Consider the following 15,847-nt stretch of genomic DNA (forward strand, 5'->3'; position numbering starts at 1 on the left):
TGCGCCGGTTGAGCATCCAAACTGCGCGCTGAAGCGCTGACGCAGGTGCTGCGTCCGGTCCGCCAAATCTTTCAGCCAGCCGATTTTCCAAATCTGCTGGTCGGTTTGGATTCGCCCGATGATGCGGCTGTCTGGCGGGTGGATGATCAGCGCAGTCTGGTAATGACCACCGACTTCTTTACCCCGGTAGTGGACGACCCTTATGATTACGGCGCCATTGCTGCCGCCAATTCCCTCTCGGATGTGTATGCAATGGGCGGTACACCCTTCCTTGCACTCAATATCGCCGCTTTGCCGCCGGATTTACCGGTTGAAATCAGCAGCGAGATCATCCGCGGCGGTGCCGAAAAAGCCCGCGAAGCCGGCGTGGTCATTGCGGGGGGGCATACCATTCAGGATAAGGAACCCAAATACGGTCTGGTGGTGCTGGGGTGGGTGGAACAGGCGCATTTGCTCACCAAGGGCGGGGCACATGTCGGTGATCAGCTGGTTTTGACCAAACCACTTGGTTTTGGGGTCACCACTACCGCGCTCAAGCGGCAAATTGCTTCCGCTGAGGACGTAGAAGAAGTAGTCAACTGGATGAAACAGTTGAACCAGCCGGCTGCCCAACTGGCGCGTGAATTTCAACTACGCGCAGCCACGGATATTACCGGCTTCAGTTTGCTGGGGCATGGACTGGAGATGGCACTGGCGAGCGGCTGCGGCTTTCGTTTGAACTTTGAAGCCATCCCCTTCGTCTCCTGTGCGCGCAAGTACGGCGAGAAGTGGACTTTTCCCGGCGGCGCAGCCGATAACCGCCTGTACTTCAGCGAACATATCCGCTTTGCGCCAACGCTGGATGAGGTCAGCCAGATGCTGTTATTTGACCCTCAAACTTCCGGCGGTTTATTAATCGCCGTTCCGCCGCAAAAACTGAATGATTTGCTGAAACGGGCAGAACAAATACACCAGCCGGTTTGGGTTATCGGTGAAGCAATCGAATGGACAGGCATTGAAGTTGTTTGATTTCGCCAGCCTGAATGACTTAAACTTCAACTCACGGCGGTCGCCTGTATTGGGCAGGCAGGGCATGTGCGCATCCTCCCAGCCGCTGGCAACCGCTGCCGGTCTTGCAATTTTGCGCCGCGGCGGCAATGCGGTGGATGCCGCTATTGCTATGGCGGCAGTTTTGAATGTCACCGAACCCGGCTCGACAGGATTAGGGGGTGATTGTTTCGCTCTGGTCTATGAAAAGCAAAGCCGTTCGGTGTATGCTCTGAATGCTTCCGGACGTTCCCCCGCAGCCCTGACGCTGCAACGCCTTCAGCGCGAAGGTTTGGGGGATAATCTTCCGCCGTTGCATCCCTATACCATCACCGTGCCGGGGGCTTGCGCCGGCTGGTGCGACTTGAACCAGCGCTTTGGACGCCTGACGCTTGCCACAATTTTTGAGCCGGCGGTTCACCTGGCAGAACAGGGGTTTCCGGTTGCGCCTTTGACCGCCTACTACTGGCAGCGCGGGGTGGAAAGATGTTTGCGCCATGCTCTCAATGGCGAAGAACTCACCCTTGACGGGCATGCCCCGCGCCCCGGTGAGATCTTTCGTAATCCCGGCCTGGCACGCACATTGAAAACGATTGCAGAAAGCGGAAAGACCGCTTTCTATCAGGGTGAAATTGCCAGAGCAATCGTCGAGGCGGTGCAGCAAGCCGGCGGCTGTTTGAGTGAAGCCGACCTTGCCAGCCATCTCAGCACGTGGGAACAGCCGATTTCCATCGAATACCGTGGGATGCGCATTTGGGAATGCCCTCCCAACGGGCAGGGTCTGGTCGCCCTGCTGGCGCTGAATCTTCTGGCAGGCTTCGAGCTTTCCAGCCTGCCGGCGCTGAGCGCCGACCGGCTGCATCTGGAAATTGAAGCCATGCGGCTGGCTTTTGCGGATGCCTTTCACTATGTAGCCGACCCGGCTTTTACCGAAATCCCGTTACAAGCCTTACTCAGCCCGGCTTACGCCGAACAGCGCCGTAAAAGGATTGATCCGCAGCGGGCAGCCAAAAACGTCCAACACGGCCAACCGATGAGCGCCAGCGATACCGTATATCTATGCGCAGTAGATAGCGAGGGAAATGGCTGCTCCTTCATCAACAGCAATTACATGGGGTTTGGAACCGGCATTGTTCCCCGCGGCTGGGGATTTTCCCTTCAAAACCGCGGGCATAATTTCAGCCTGAACCCCACCCACCCCAATGTGCTGGCACCCGGCAAACGCCCCTACCACACCATCATCCCGGCACTGGCAACCAGCTCCAATGACGAACTTTTTGCCGTATTTGGTGTAATGGGCGGCTTTATGCAGCCCCAGGGACATTTGCAGGTGGTAACTGCTCTGCTGGATGACCATCTCGACCCGCAAGCCGCCCTCGACCGGCCGCGCTTTTGCATTCAAGCTGAAAACAGCCCGGCGGTGGTGGCTTCGGAGGAAGGCATCCCACCGCAAACCATCCAGGAGTTACAGAGCATGGGACATTCCGTTGAAACGGTCAGGGGTATGGGGCGAGCTTTGTTCGGACGCGGGCAGATCATCTTGCGTGATTCAGAAACGGCGGCTTTATGGGGCGGAAGCGATCCGCGCGCGGATGGTTGCGCTATGCCGCTCGGCTGAAGTAAAATATAGAACAAATGGTTGAAGTCAGTTCACATCTTCAGGGAATTTTAGATACCCTGCCCAACAAACCCGGTTGTTACTTGATGAAAGATGCCGAGGGGCAGGTGATTTACGTCGGCAAGGCAATTAACCTGCGCAACCGTGTGCGATCCTATTTTCACAGTGGTCAGGATCAGGACTTAAAAACCCATCAGTTGGTTCAACGCATTCGCGATATCGAGTGGATCGTGGTCGGCTCTGAGCTGGAAGCCCTGATCCTTGAGATGAATCTGATCAAGAAGCACCGCCCGCGTTATAACATCCGCCTCAAAGACGATAAACGCTACCCCTACATCAAAGTTCATTGGGCTGACCCTTTCCCCAAAGTAACGGTCACCCGCCAGATGGTACGGGATGGCTCACGTTACTTTGGGCCCTACACCAGTGTGTGGGCAGTGCATCAAACCCTGGATGTATTGCGACGCATTTTCCCCTACCTGACGTGCGACCGCGTCATCACCGGCAAAGATGAACGCCCCTGCCTGTACTACGATATAAAGCTGTGCAGTGGTCCGTGCATCGGCGCAGTAGATCAGGCTTCCTACCGGCAGATGATCAGCGATTTGTGTGAATTTCTCGAAGGCCGTACGGCTGCAATTGTGGAACGTTTACGCAGCGAAATGGAACAGGCTGCTGAAGAATTGCGCTTCGAGCGGGCTGCTGCCCTGCGCGATCAAATTTTCGCTATTGAACGGGTTGTGGAAAAGCAGAAGGTCATCAGCAACGATCAAATCGACTCGGATGTGATTGCCATTGCCCGCGACAACGGTGAAGCGTGTGTCCAGGTTTTTTTCATCCGTGCCGGTAAACTGATCGGGCGGGAATACTTCATCCTGGAAGGGGCGATGGGAGAGCCGGATAAGGAAGTCATCGAGGAATTCATCAAACAATTCTACGCCGAGGCCGCCAGCATCCCCCAACAGGTATTGCTGCCTCAGGAAGTTGAAGAAGCCCAGATTATCAGCCAGTGGTTGCACAATCGGCGCGGCGGTCAAAAGGTGGAGTTAATCGTCCCGCGCAACGGCCCACCGCACGAACTGTTGCAACTGGCCACCGAAAACGCGGTTGAAACCCTGCGAGCACTCAAAGCCCAATGGGAAGCCGATACCAACCGTCAATCGCAAGCGCTGGCAGAATTGCAGCAAGCGCTCGGCCTGGCGCACCCCCCCAACCGCATTGAATGTTACGACATCTCAAACACTCAAGGTACAGCGGCTGTGGGCAGCATGGTTGTTTTCGAACAAGGGGTTCCCCGTAAATCGCTTTACCGTCGTTTCAACATCCAAACAGTCAGCGGTCCGGATGACTTTGCCAGTATGGAGGAAGTCCTCACTCGCCGATTCCGCCGCTATCAGGCTGCTCAGCAGGAACGCGAAGCGCCCGGCGCAAAGCTCGATCCTGCTTTTGCCTTGCTTCCGGATTTACTGATTGTTGACGGCGGCAAAGGGCAGCTCTCCCGTGCGGTATCCGTACTGCGAGCCTTTGAATTGCAGGATAAAGTGCCGGTGATTGGTCTGGCAAAGCAGCAGGAAGAAATCTTCCGCCCGGCTCACAAAGAATCATTGATGCTGTCGCGCCATTCTCAGGCGTTATTCCTTATCCAGCGCATCCGTGATGAAGCCCACCGTTTTGCTATCACCGCCCATCGTAACCGGCGCGGTAAAGCCGGGCTCGTCTCGCGGCTGGATGCAGTCCCCGGTATTGGACCGGCGCGCCGCAAAGCGTTGTTAAAAAAATTCGGCAGCATCGAAGCCATTCAACAGGCCAGCCTGGAAGAGTTGATGAGCGTGCAGGGAATCAACGAAGAAACCGCCATGGCTTTAAAGACCATGCTGGATTAATCGTTTTATTTCACCTCAAGAGTGCGGTTAAGCGGTTGAAGGGGTTCTTCCTGCAAGTTGAGCAGGCGGGTTGAAAATGCCCATGTAATCAATCCCAGACTCACACCAAACCAAAGGGTTGCCAGGCGGATAATGACTGTCGCTGCTGAGGCAATGGCGGGCGCTGCTCCACCAACCAGCACCAGCATACCGGCAATCGAGGCTTCAGAAGCGCCCAAACCACCCGGCAGCGCCGAAACGGCTCCAACCACGGTTGAAAATGCCAGAATAAAGACCGCGTTGGAAAAAGTTTCTAAATTTGCCGGCATTCCCAGACCGGTGAGGATTAAATAAAAGCCAATTCCCTCGCCAAACCACGATACCGTTCCCAACCCTACCCCCACCAGTGCCGCCTGAGGACGAAAAAGAACAAAACTGCCCTCATAAAACTCGCGCAGGGCGGGAACGGCTTTGCCAATTACGGGCAGCCGCCCGGCGAAAGCCAGAATTCCCAGTGCCAGCGGTCGAATCTGAGAAATTACGATGCCCACCAGCAAAACGCCTAAGATGATGCTGAAGGCAGGCCAGTACTGTGGATGAGCAATGACTCCCAATACCGAGAGCATTAATACGGCCAGGCCGTCGCTGACCCGTTCGGCAACAATCAACGAAACACCGCGCGCCACCGGAAGTCCGGTTTGCTGTTGCAGCCAGATTCCTTTGAATACTTCACCCACTTTGCCGGGGGTCACTGCCAGCGGAAAACCGGCCACAAATATCTGCAAACTGCGTTTCCATGCAAATCCGCGCACTCCAACCTGATTTAGGTAGTACTGCCATTTGATGAACCGCAGGGTGTAATTGAACAGGGTGAACAACAGCGCCAGCGGAAAGAGGCGCCAGTCAAAGCTCTGCAGCAGTGCGCCAACTTCACGAATATCCCCCAGCAAAGTCAGGCCGACCATCACCGCAATCCCCAGCAGCAGACCTGGCACCATTTTCCGCAAAATAGAGGACTTTTTTAAAGATTGATCTTCACCAACCGAAGCGGACATGCCCCCGATTATACCCGAACAATACATCAAGTTGCGGATACGCCGAGGCTGAAGAATGGGCATGGTATAATAAAAATATCTTGTGGCTGTTCTGTGAACCATCATCGCTCTCAAGCCGACACCCCCACATCAAAAATTTGCAGGAGGAGAAACGTGAAACGCTCAGTCTATTTGATTCTGTCCGCTTTATTTCTGGCTGCGCTGGTATTAAGTGCGTGCCAGCCGGCTGCCACACCCACCCCGGCCCCACAGGAAGGTTACCCTGTCGAACAGCAACCTCAACCAACCGCGCCGCCAAAAGAAGCCTACCCCGCCCCGGCGAGCAGCACCCTGCGGGTGGCAACCGATGCGACTTTTCCACCCTTTGAAATTGTAGATGAAACCACCAAAGAATTGACCGGCTTCGATGTCGAGCTGATGAAAGCCATTGCCCAAAAAGCTGGTTTTCAACTGGAATGGAGCAATCTGCCCTTTGATTCGGTGCTGGCGGGTCTGGCACAATGCCAGTTTGATCTGGCAATCGCTGCCATCACCATCACCGATGAACGCAAGCAGCAAATGCTCTTCACCGACCCCTACATCAACGCCGGGCAGATTGTGGTCATTCGCAAAGGGGACGACAGCATCAAATCCAAAGACGACCTGGCTGGCAAGACGGTAGCCGCCCAACTGGGCACCACCGGCGAGATTGAAGCCCGCAAGATACCGAATGTCAACTACAAACCATACGATACCTACGATCTGGCATTCCTCGACCTTGCCAATGGTCAGGTGGATGCGGTCATTGCCGACTATCCCACCGCGCTGGGCTTCATCGGGCAAAATCCGGAAAAGTTGACGACTGTTGGTGAGGTATTCACCGATGAATCCTACGGCATCGCCATTTGTAAGAACCGTGAAGATCTGGTCGCTCCGCTCAATGCGGCTCTGGCCGAACTGAAAAATGAAGGCGTGATCGCCGAACTCGAGATGAAGTGGCTGGCAGGTGAATAAACTTCTTTTTTGATAGAATGTGATGCACGGGCAGATGGCTGGTAAACTCCAAAGACGGCCGCTGCCCGTGCTTTTTTGAAACTTCTGGGAGAATGGATACACGGTTCAAGGAGGCTTCTCCACATGCAAATCGCTAATCCCCCGCAGGCAAGCTCAACCGCACGAAAAACCAGCATAGACCAGTGGTGGCTGCTGGTCTTTGCTGTCATTGCACTGATTGTGATATTAGTCATCGCGCAACCAGATCCTTATCGGCGCATTCTCGTCTTTGTAGAAGATGGTGTCTGGGTCACGCTGCGCACGACCATGATTTCCTTCTTTCTGGTACTGATTCTGGGACTGGTAGTCGCTCTGGCGCGCCTTTCTAAGTTATGGTTATTGCGCGGAATTTTTACCATTTACGTTGAAATTATCCGCGGTATTCCGGTGCTGGTGCAGTTGCTCTTCTGGTATTTCGCTTTTCCTCCCATTATTCAAAATTTGGGAACTTCATTGAACAGTCAGGCGTTAATCAATTACAAGGCTGACCCGAACTTCATGGCCATCCTTGGGTTGACCATCTGCTACGCCGCCTACATGAGCGAAGTGTACCGCGCCGGTATTCAAAGCATCCCCAAAGGCCAGATGGAAGCAGCCCGCAGTTTGGGAATGACCTACTTTCAGGCAATGCGTTATGTCATCTTGCCGCAAGCAATCCGCGTCATCCTGCCCCCGGTAGGCAACGAATTTATCACCCTGCTCAAAGATACCTCCCTGATCAGCGTGGTGGCTGTTTCCGACCTTACCCGCCGCGGTCGCGAGTTTATGGCATCCAACTTCATCCCGATTCAACCCTGGATTATGGTATCCTTGCTTTACCTTGTCATGACTCTCATCTCGGCGCGGGTCGTTCACTACATTGAACAAACAACCAAAATCGAGAGGTAACCCCCATGACCTCTGAACCCATTATTCACATCGAAAATGTGCATAAACGCTTTGGAAACGTCCACGCGCTGCGCGGGGTGAATCTGGATGTCTACAAAGGCGAAGTGATTGTCATCATCGGCCCATCCGGTTCGGGTAAATCCACCTTGCTGCGCTGCATTAACCGGTTAGAAGAATTCGACGAAGGCAGAATTGTGGTGGACGGCATTCCGCTGGATACGGCTGCCAACATCAACGCCGTTCGCACCGAAGTCGGCATGGTCTTTCAGCAATTCAACCTCTTTCCGCACCTGACGGTGCTGGAAAACATTTTGCTGGCCCAGCGCATCGTCCGCAAGCGCAGCAAAGAGGAAGCTACCCGCATTGCCGTGGATTTGCTTCACAAAGTCGGCATTCCCGAAAAAGCCAATAATTACCCCATCCAGTTGTCCGGCGGGCAGCAGCAACGGGTAGCCATCGCCCGCGCGCTGGCGATGAACCCCAAAATCATGTTATTCGATGAACCCACCAGCGCGCTTGACCCGGAAATGATCCAGGAAGTTCTGGATGTCATGCTGACGCTGGCCAGAGAAGGCATGACCATGGTGGTCGTTTCGCATGAAATGGGTTTCGCGCGGGCGGCTGCCCATCGCGCCATTCTGATGGATGAGGGTCAAATCGTTGAAGAAGCACCGCCAGATGTCTTGTTTACCAACCCAAAACAGGAGCGCACCAAATCCTTTTTGAGCAAGGTGCTTCATTGAACCCAACCGAAATTATGTTTATTTCGCTTTGATTTTTGTCCCGCGGCAAAGGTATAATCAGTATCATTCGCATTCTGAATACCCACACTCACCCTTCACAGGCTCATGAACCACACTTCCCCTACTCTCAGCCCAGCCCAACGCCGCCCGCTTCAAAGCGCGGGGATTATCCGGCGTGTACTGGCTGTGCTGGCAGTATTCTTCATCCTGAGCCTGCCGCAATCTACCCGCGCCCAAACCATCCAGTCCACCAGTTTAACCTTACAGGCTCCCGCAGCCTGCCCGCCGGCCGGATGCGCCGCCGGTCAGACCCTCAACGTGCGCGCCTCATTCGACCTGACCGCTTACCTGCCGCCACCCGACGCGAATGTGCAGTTATGTATCTACACCCCCATCAACTGGTCAGCAACGGATTTGCGCATCGGGTTGACTGGCGGTGTAACCGGCAACCCTTACCAGATGGGGATTACCAACTGCTCCGCTCCACCGACTGGTTATAATCTGCTGGGCGGTGTTCAAACCACCCTGGCCGTAGGGGCGTTTGGCGACTGGCTGGATTTTTCTTTTCGTATCGGTAACACAGCCACCGCTGGCGGTTCGGTGCTGACGCGGGTGCTGGAACGCACGGCCGGCGGATGGCAGCAAACCAGTCAGGCATTTTTGGGCATCAGTGTTACTGCCACTGCCGATGTGGTTTATGTAGCCAATGATGCTGCAGCCTGCGGCGCCAGTTCGCCATGTTACATCAACTCCGGAGAAGATTTACCCGGCGGGCTTGGCACAGGTTTAAAAGACGCGATTGACTCACACCCCCTGCCAGGTCAGCCGGCAACCATCCTGATCACAGGAAATTACCTCATCAAGAACAATGCCGTGCTGGTGGATAAACCCCATATCATTCAGGGGGTAAACGACGCGCGAATCACCTACCTGGGCACATCCTGCAGCCAGCCCATGCTGCGGATAACCGCCGGGGCTACCCTGCGCGATTTGACCATCAACGACGGAACATGCAGCTCAACCAGCCGCAGCCTCGTTCAGGTGGAAAGCCCACAAACCGTGAGTTTAATTTCCAACGATCTGACCGGCGGTCAGGATGCGGTTCGGATTCTGGATAACAACGGCGATGTCATTCTCCAATTCAACCACATAACCGGCAACAGCGGTTACGCAATCTGGCGGGAGGCAGGAGCGGGCAGTGGAAAGGTTCAGGCCGTTGCCAACAATTTTTATGCCAACCGCAGCGGTTTTCAGGTGGAATGCAGTGACAAAGGCCGGGTGGATCATAACTTTTGGGGGTTCGGGGTGGACCCGCTCACGGCAATTTCACAGTGTACCTTCACCGCGGGTAAGCGCTTAGGTGCACCGGCTCTGCCGCGCAGCAACGCCCCCGGTGTAACTGCTGAAAAAGTGACGGTTACATCCACCAAAACCTACACCAGCGACGGGAAGGTTGCCTTTCAACACGCCCCATCCGACAGCGATTTTGACCTGTTCATCGTTAATCACGGCTCCGGCAGCCCGGATAATGTCCCCTTCACCGGCGGTATGCCGGGCAGCCTGACCGCCTGCTCGAATTATTATGATATTTTCCTTGCCAGCGATGTGACCCTTCCACCCTCCTTACTCGATTTGTTCTTCCGCTACGATTCCAGCACGGGCTGCACTGCCACGATTGAAAGCACTGCCTATTGTGGCAGCAACGACCCGGCGTTAATTCCTCTGTGGTGGTACGACCCCGTTGCCAATATAACCGATGGCTGGGATACCACCGCCCAAAACCCGGCTGGCAGCGGTGCGGCTGGGGCAACCGGTCAAACTACCATTTGCAATCCCGTTCTCAAGGAAATTCAGGTTTCCATTGACAGCAGCGGCCGGCCCAACAGTACTGATGATCTCAACTTTACCCCCTTTGTGGTGGGTTTGCTCCCCCTGCCATCCAGTGTCATCTTCAGTCAGTTTAGCGCGATTGCGGGCAACACGCAGGCAGCCGTTCAATGGACGACCGTCAGTGAGGTCAACACCAGCGGTTTTTACCTGCTGCGAAGTGAAAGCGAAAGCGGTGGTTTCAGCCGGGTCAGCCCGTTCATTCCACGGCGCGGTTCCGGAATCGGCGGCGCTTTTTACGAAGTGGTGGACAGCGGTTTGACCAACGGCACCACCTATTACTACCGGTTAGAAATCATCAGCACCACTCAGGAATCATCCTTCAGCGGGGTAATTCGTGTGGTACCCCAGCAAGCCACGCCGACTTCAACCGTAACCTCCACGCCGACACCTTCATCCTCACCCACACCGACCGCCACAGCCACCTCCACCCCCACTCCAACAGATACCGCCACCTCGTCGGCAACCCCTACCGCTACCGGGACTCAGTTCACCTCCACTCCAACAGTTTCACCGACTGCTACGCTGACCTTATCACCCACCATCACCCTGACCGGGACAATTACCCCAACCCGCACAATTACCTTTACCCTCATCCCCACCCGAACTCGAACCCGTACACCGGTGATTTATCCAACGGTGGACTATCGCTCACCCACTTTACCCCCTACCCGAACGCGCTTTCCGACCCGAACCTTTACACCCTTTGGCGGCACTCCCGGCACCGCCACCTCCACCCTAGAAGGCTACCCGGCACCACAAGGAACCGGCAGTATAACCCCCAACCTGACCACTAGCCCTCAGCCGACTTTCCCGCCGGGCAGCGGTTACCCGATTGGTGAAGGCACACCCACGCTGCCCACCGGGGAAGGCTACCCACCACCCCCTGAACCAAATGAAACCCGCTCCACCAGCGGGGTTGAAACCCCTTCACCGCAAAGTACAACGTGGACGGCAACCGCCTCTGCTACAGGCTCTCCCACCCTTCCGCCGCCTGAGGGTCCCAAACCACCTCTGGCAATCTCCTTTATGAAAGAATACTGGCAATATTTCCTGGGGGCATTGATTGCCGAAATTCTGATTGTTGCGGCGGCGGGATTTTATCTGTACCGTAAAGGTTTACTACGCTTTCCTTTACTGAGGAATAAAAATCAGGCTGACCAATAAACCATCATTCTGTCGAAGCGTTTTTTGACAATTGGCCTCTTTTATGCTATTCTTTGCACCTGTAAGATATCTCACAAACTCTCAATCCAATTCCTGGAGCAGGTATGCAGCGCGAGCGCATCTCTGAAAATGTTTACTGGTTTCAAAGTGAAATCTACGCTCAGGTTACTGCAGGGGCAATCACTGGCCCTCAATGGGCGGTGGTGATTGATACACTGGCAACCCCCGAAGAAACCCTCACCATGCGGTCTTTCATCGAAGAAACCCTTGGGGTACCGGTACGGTATGTCATCAATACCCATCATCATGCCGATCACACCTGGGGAAACTGTTTCTTTCCCGGCGCGACGGTCATTTCGCACGCTCTCTGCCGAGAATTGATGGAACTGCGCGGACCGGCCTCGTTGGAGTCGGCTCGCCGGCAAAATCCCGCTTTCCGGCAGGTAAAACTGGTCTATCCCCATCTCACCTTTGAAGGGGGCGACCTCTCTTTGCGTATTGGCAAAAAGAACCTGATTCTGACCCATACCCCCGGTCATAGCCGGGATGGGATTTCGGTGTTGGTGGAAGAAGACCGCGTTTTATTTGCCGGGGATGCCTTCTTACCGCTGCCCTACGTCGTGGATGGCGATCCCGACGTTTTGAGCGAAACAATCCGTAAAATTGGCAAAATGGGACTGGAAAACATCATCCAGGGTCACGGCGACATCATCCTGCGCGGCGAAATTGATGACGCCGTACAGGAAAACCTGAACTATCTGAATAACGTGCGAAAAGCCGTCCGTGCCGCTGTCCGGCGCAAGAACCCGTTAGAGGTTCTTTCGACGATTGATATAGAATCGTGCGGAAAGAGCCGCGTTTACCTCGGCGGCCTTGCGGAGGAATTGCACAAACGCAATGTGCGTTTTCTTTTCAAACAGATAGCCGCCGAAGAAGGCGTGGTTATCACCCCGGCCGATTAAAGACCTTTGCGGGCGTGTTCCTGTTGATGGCGGTTCGCTTTGAGCGAACCGTTTTCCATTTTTTTACTATTCTCACTTTGCAGTTCTTTGCGTTTTTGCAGATATGCCCGCAATCCAACCGCCCGTTCGGTGCCGTTGCGTAAGCGCTCAATGTTGGGACGCAGCGACCACAGCACCGCAGCCAGCGCCCCCACCCCAAAGGCCACATACTCCCATGGCGAAAGCCCCTGCACCGCACGCACGAGAAAGATGATCGTGGCAAAAAAGGCAATGCTCATGGTGGTGACAGACGCATATCCAATCCCAACGTATACCAAGACTCCCAACGGGAAGATGATCAGCGCCGCCGGAGGAAAAAGTGCCAGGGTTGCCCCAAACGCCGGCGCACCCCCTGCACCACCGCGCAGCCGAATACCTCCCCTGGCGCGCGATTCGATCAAGAAGACGGAATAGTTGTGGCCGAGGATTGCCAGCAGACCAGCCGCAGCCCGCACCCAAACCTGTTCAGGGAAAACATAAGCCGCCAGCCAGACCGCTGCCGACCCTTTGAGCACATCAAAAATTGCGGTAAAAAGCCCCGCCAGAAATCCGGCAGCCCGCATGGCATTCGTGCCGCCCGTTCGGCCGCTTTCAATCTGGCGCAGGTCTTTGCCGCGCGCAATCCAGACAATTACCAAACCGAATGGCACCGATCCAATAATGTAAGCCCCCAGCAGTACAACTGCAAGTGTCAACCATCCTTCCATTGCTCTTCCTCCACCAGTTTACAACCCGTAACCTTCCATCCGGTTACGATTCTAACAAAACCAAGGGAATTTCTCGAAAGTTACAACCCTCAATGACAAACGCTTTGACACCCCAGCGGTTTTCATCCATAGGCGACCAGATCAGCATGGCAGTGCCGGGGTAGGCGAACTCCTGAATATCCGTTTCCGATGGATGGCACGGCCCCATTGGATGAGAATGGAACGTGGCAATCATCTCCATTTGCTGCTGCTCTAACCACTCGAAAGCTCGCAACATCTCAACCGGCTGCATGTAGTAGCGAACCGGGCTGTGCGCCTGATTGGTGATCGGGATGACTTCCTCGACCTGATTGCCGCGTCCGCCCAACATGCCACACGCTTCCTCCGGCAGATTTTGAAAAATGTGGTTTTCCATCTGTTGCAGATGTTGGGTTAACAATTTCAAGTCTTCCAATCACACCCTCACCAGCAAAGAAACCCCAACCAGTAACACCGCCATGACCAGAGGTTCCACCCAAACAAAACGCAGACCGCGGCCCTCTTCCAAACCGGCTGCCAGACTGGTTAATCCATACGCTGCTGCCAGTAAAAGCAAACCAAAGCGTAATGGAGTCAGCGGCAGGTAATGAAGAGCAGCCGCCAGCTGGCTCACCACGAGGGTAATACCCGCTGCCCAGCTCAGGTACCACTGCCCGCCGCTGCGCAGGTACAAAGCCCGCAGGCTGATCAGGAACAAGGTGGGGGCCAGCGTCAAAATCAACGTGTAAAGCCGCAAACCGGCTGCGCGTAAACTAACCGCCAGCACCAGATACAAAGCAAAAGAAACAGCGGTCAGGCCAATCGAAGCCAGCGCGTGACGAATGTCCTGCGGGTCAACCACAATGTATTCGGCGAGCACAACCAGAAGAAAAAGTACACCCCCCAATGTAAAAACCACCCACCATTCCACCCCAACTTGCAGCGTAGTCAGTGGCACGCCAATCGCCCAGGCCGTCAGGGCAGGCAGCAGCCAGTGCGGCAGGCGGACTTTCCCTTCCAGGTGAGGGTGGGTCTGAATCAGCCAGTCGGTACCCGCCGCAGCGATCAAGGAAACCAGAACAGCCACAATTGTGGAAAAGTTCAGGCGCAGCTCGAATAAAAACCCCGGCAGCTGCAGGCTGACAAGACGCTCGGGCAGAGAAACGAACGGCGTCAGCGCATACCCCAGCAGGATGACCGCCGCAACCACGCTCAAACGGTCAGCATCGGGCAAATGATGGTGGGTTTGCATGATTCGATTTTACCGCTGACAGGCGATTCCTGCCAGAGGGGATGAGTATGGTAAAATAAAACCTGTATGGCATCTGAAACGGAAATGAATTTAATCAGCCCGCCTCGCCTGATTCCAGCTCTCAGTGCGGGATTTAATACCGTTGCGAGCAGGATTTATCTGATCCTGCTGCCCGTAGTGCTGGATGTTTTCCTGTGGCTTGGGCCGCAGTTTCGCATTGACAAACTGTTTTCACCCTTGCTCACGGATTATGCCAACACCATCGCTCGTTTTGCATCGGCAGAAATCGCCGCTCAAATCAATGAGCTGACCGCCCTGTGGATTGAGAGCCTGAAAGACTACAACCTTGCCAGTACTTTACAAACCTTTCCCATTGGCCTGCCGAGTTTAATGGCAAACCGACCCAGCGGTCTGACCCCGTTTGGCAGCCCGGCCGTGCTGGAAATCAATTCCTTTTCGGCTGCCTTTGGCTGGTGGCTGCTTTTCCTGATTGCCGGTTTTGTACTCGGTTGTCTTTTCCTGAACACGCTGGCGCGTTCCTCCGGCGAAACGCCGGTAAAGTTTGAATTCAAAGCCTTTGCCATCCAGATCGCGTTATGCATGGTTTTCATCCTCACCTTGCTGGCAAGTGTAATCTTAATCAGTTTGCCGGCTTCGGTAATCGTTTCACTTCTCGCCATGGTCAATGCCAGTTTAGGCAGCATTGCCCTTCTGGCGGTGCTTTTCCTGATGATCTGGCTTTTTATCCCGTTGATCTTCACCCCCCACAGCATCTTTCTCGGGCAGCGCAGCCTGCTCGTTTCTGCCCTGACCAGCGTGCGTCTGGTTCGCAACCACCTGACCGGCAGCAGCCTTTTTCTGGTTGCCGCCATCTTAATCGCACAGGGCATGGATATTTTATGGAAAATCCCTCCCAATCATTCATGGTTGACGCTGGTTGGGATTTTGGGACACGCGTTCATTTACACCAGTCTGCTGACAGCCAGTTTCATTTACTTCCGCAGCGGGTTGCGTTGGCTGATGGAATTGATCAAGCAGCAAAGTGCAAGAATGGTGCAGGCATAACCAAACAAACCCTTCCCTTGTCCATTCAGGGGGAAGGTTAAGGCGTTAAGTATTTTTGGAGGATTATCCGTGGCTCAATCAATAGACCTTTCTTCATACGGAGCAAAAGATATTCAGGTGCTGGAAGGATTGGAAGCCGTCCGCCGCCGTCCGGGCATGTATGTCGGCGGCACCGATCTCAAAGCCCTTCACCATCTGGTTTACGAAGTGGTGGACAACTCGATTGATGAGGCGCTGGCCGGTTTCTGTGACCGGATCATCGTCACCATTCACCCCGACAGTTCGGTAACGGTGGAGGACAACGGACGGGGTATTCCGGTGGACATTCACCCTGAAAAGAAAAAATCTGCGCTGGAAGTGGTCATGACCACCCTGCATGCGGGTGGCAAGTTCAGCCATTCCAGTTATAAAGTTTCGGGCGGTCTGCATGGGGTTGGTGTTTCGGCAGTCAATGCGCTTTCGGAATGGTGCGAAGTGATCGTCTTTCGCAATGGACAACAGCACTTTCAGCGTTACGAGCGCGGCG

Annotated in this window: 13 protein-coding genes and 1 pseudogene; 10 read left to right on the plus strand and 4 right to left on the minus strand. The window is 54.7% G+C overall.

Going from position 1 to position 15,847, the window contains the following annotated elements; genetic code table 11:
• Positions 1-12: 12 nt before the first annotated feature.
• The 3 genes and pseudogenes from selD to uvrC all read left to right on the plus strand — a co-directional run.
• Positions 13-1,008, plus strand: a pseudogene (gene selD / locus VAE48_RS10635) (selenide, water dikinase SelD); the annotation flags it as partial.
• Complete coding sequence (ggt, locus tag VAE48_RS10640) at positions 971-2,644, plus strand: gamma-glutamyltransferase (RefSeq protein ID WP_322793306.1); 1,674 nt, start codon at positions 971-973, stop codon at positions 2,642-2,644. The pseudogene selD and the gene ggt, both read left to right, overlap by 38 nt.
• 17 nt (positions 2,645-2,661) lie before the next feature.
• Positions 2,662-4,527 carry an excinuclease ABC subunit UvrC gene (uvrC, locus tag VAE48_RS10645; RefSeq protein WP_322793307.1) on the plus strand — a complete coding sequence of 622 codons (1,866 nt, stop codon included), beginning with the start codon at positions 2,662-2,664 and terminating at the stop codon, positions 4,525-4,527.
• 5 nt (positions 4,528-4,532) lie between these two features.
• On the opposite strand, the gene VAE48_RS10650 is transcribed toward uvrC, so the two are convergent.
• Positions 4,533-5,504 (minus strand): lysylphosphatidylglycerol synthase transmembrane domain-containing protein, encoded by a 972-nt coding sequence (locus VAE48_RS10650; RefSeq protein ID WP_322793308.1) that lies wholly within the window; start codon positions 5,502-5,504, stop codon positions 4,533-4,535.
• A 210-nt stretch (positions 5,505-5,714) separates the two neighbouring features.
• On the opposite strand from VAE48_RS10650, the gene VAE48_RS10655 reads away from it, so the two are divergent.
• The 5 genes from VAE48_RS10655 to VAE48_RS10675 all read left to right on the plus strand — a co-directional run bounded on the left by VAE48_RS10655 (position 5,715) and on the right by VAE48_RS10675 (position 12,240).
• On the plus strand, positions 5,715-6,554 hold the full coding sequence (locus VAE48_RS10655; RefSeq protein ID WP_322793309.1) for a basic amino acid ABC transporter substrate-binding protein: 840 nt from the start codon (positions 5,715-5,717) through the stop codon (positions 6,552-6,554).
• A gap of 123 nt (positions 6,555-6,677) precedes the next feature.
• Positions 6,678-7,481, plus strand: coding sequence for an amino acid ABC transporter permease (locus tag VAE48_RS10660; RefSeq protein WP_322793310.1), 804 nt, complete (start codon positions 6,678-6,680; stop codon positions 7,479-7,481).
• 5 nt (positions 7,482-7,486) lie between these two features.
• Positions 7,487-8,224 (plus strand): amino acid ABC transporter ATP-binding protein, encoded by a 738-nt coding sequence (locus VAE48_RS10665; protein WP_322793311.1) that lies wholly within the window; start codon positions 7,487-7,489, stop codon positions 8,222-8,224.
• Between the two features lie 105 nt (positions 8,225-8,329).
• Positions 8,330-11,278 (plus strand): hypothetical protein, encoded by a 2,949-nt coding sequence (locus tag VAE48_RS10670; RefSeq protein WP_322793312.1) that lies wholly within the window; start codon positions 8,330-8,332, stop codon positions 11,276-11,278.
• Positions 11,279-11,382: 104 nt separating this feature from the next.
• Positions 11,383-12,240, plus strand: coding sequence for an MBL fold metallo-hydrolase (locus tag VAE48_RS10675; protein WP_322793313.1), 858 nt, complete (start codon positions 11,383-11,385; stop codon positions 12,238-12,240).
• Here VAE48_RS10675 and VAE48_RS10680 read toward each other — a convergent pair.
• The 3 genes from VAE48_RS10680 to VAE48_RS10690 are packed head-to-tail and all read right to left on the minus strand — an operon-like array spanning position 12,237 to position 14,256.
• On the minus strand, positions 12,237-12,986 hold the full coding sequence (locus tag VAE48_RS10680) for a glycerol-3-phosphate acyltransferase (RefSeq protein WP_322793314.1): 750 nt from the start codon (positions 12,984-12,986) through the stop codon (positions 12,237-12,239). The two genes, VAE48_RS10675 and VAE48_RS10680, sit on opposite strands and share 4 nt — an antisense overlap.
• 43 nt (positions 12,987-13,029) lie before the next feature.
• Positions 13,030-13,440: a M67 family metallopeptidase gene (locus VAE48_RS10685; RefSeq protein ID WP_322793315.1), complete on the minus strand. Its 411-nt coding sequence runs from the start codon at positions 13,438-13,440 to the stop codon at positions 13,030-13,032.
• Complete coding sequence (locus VAE48_RS10690) at positions 13,441-14,256, minus strand: hypothetical protein (protein ID WP_322793316.1); 816 nt, start codon at positions 14,254-14,256, stop codon at positions 13,441-13,443. It lies immediately after the preceding gene.
• A gap of 66 nt (positions 14,257-14,322) precedes the next feature.
• Between VAE48_RS10690 and VAE48_RS10695 the strand changes: the two genes are divergently transcribed.
• Positions 14,323-15,321, plus strand: a complete 999-nt coding sequence (locus tag VAE48_RS10695; protein WP_322793317.1) for a hypothetical protein — start codon at positions 14,323-14,325, stop codon at positions 15,319-15,321.
• Positions 15,322-15,390: 69 nt separating this feature from the next.
• Positions 15,391-15,847 (plus strand): ATP-binding protein (locus VAE48_RS10700; RefSeq protein ID WP_322793318.1); only part of this gene is annotated, 457 nt, incomplete at its 3' end.

It is taken from the genome of Bellilinea sp. (assembly GCF_034432615.1).
Classification (GTDB): domain Bacteria; phylum Chloroflexota; class Anaerolineae; order Anaerolineales; family Anaerolineaceae; genus Bellilinea.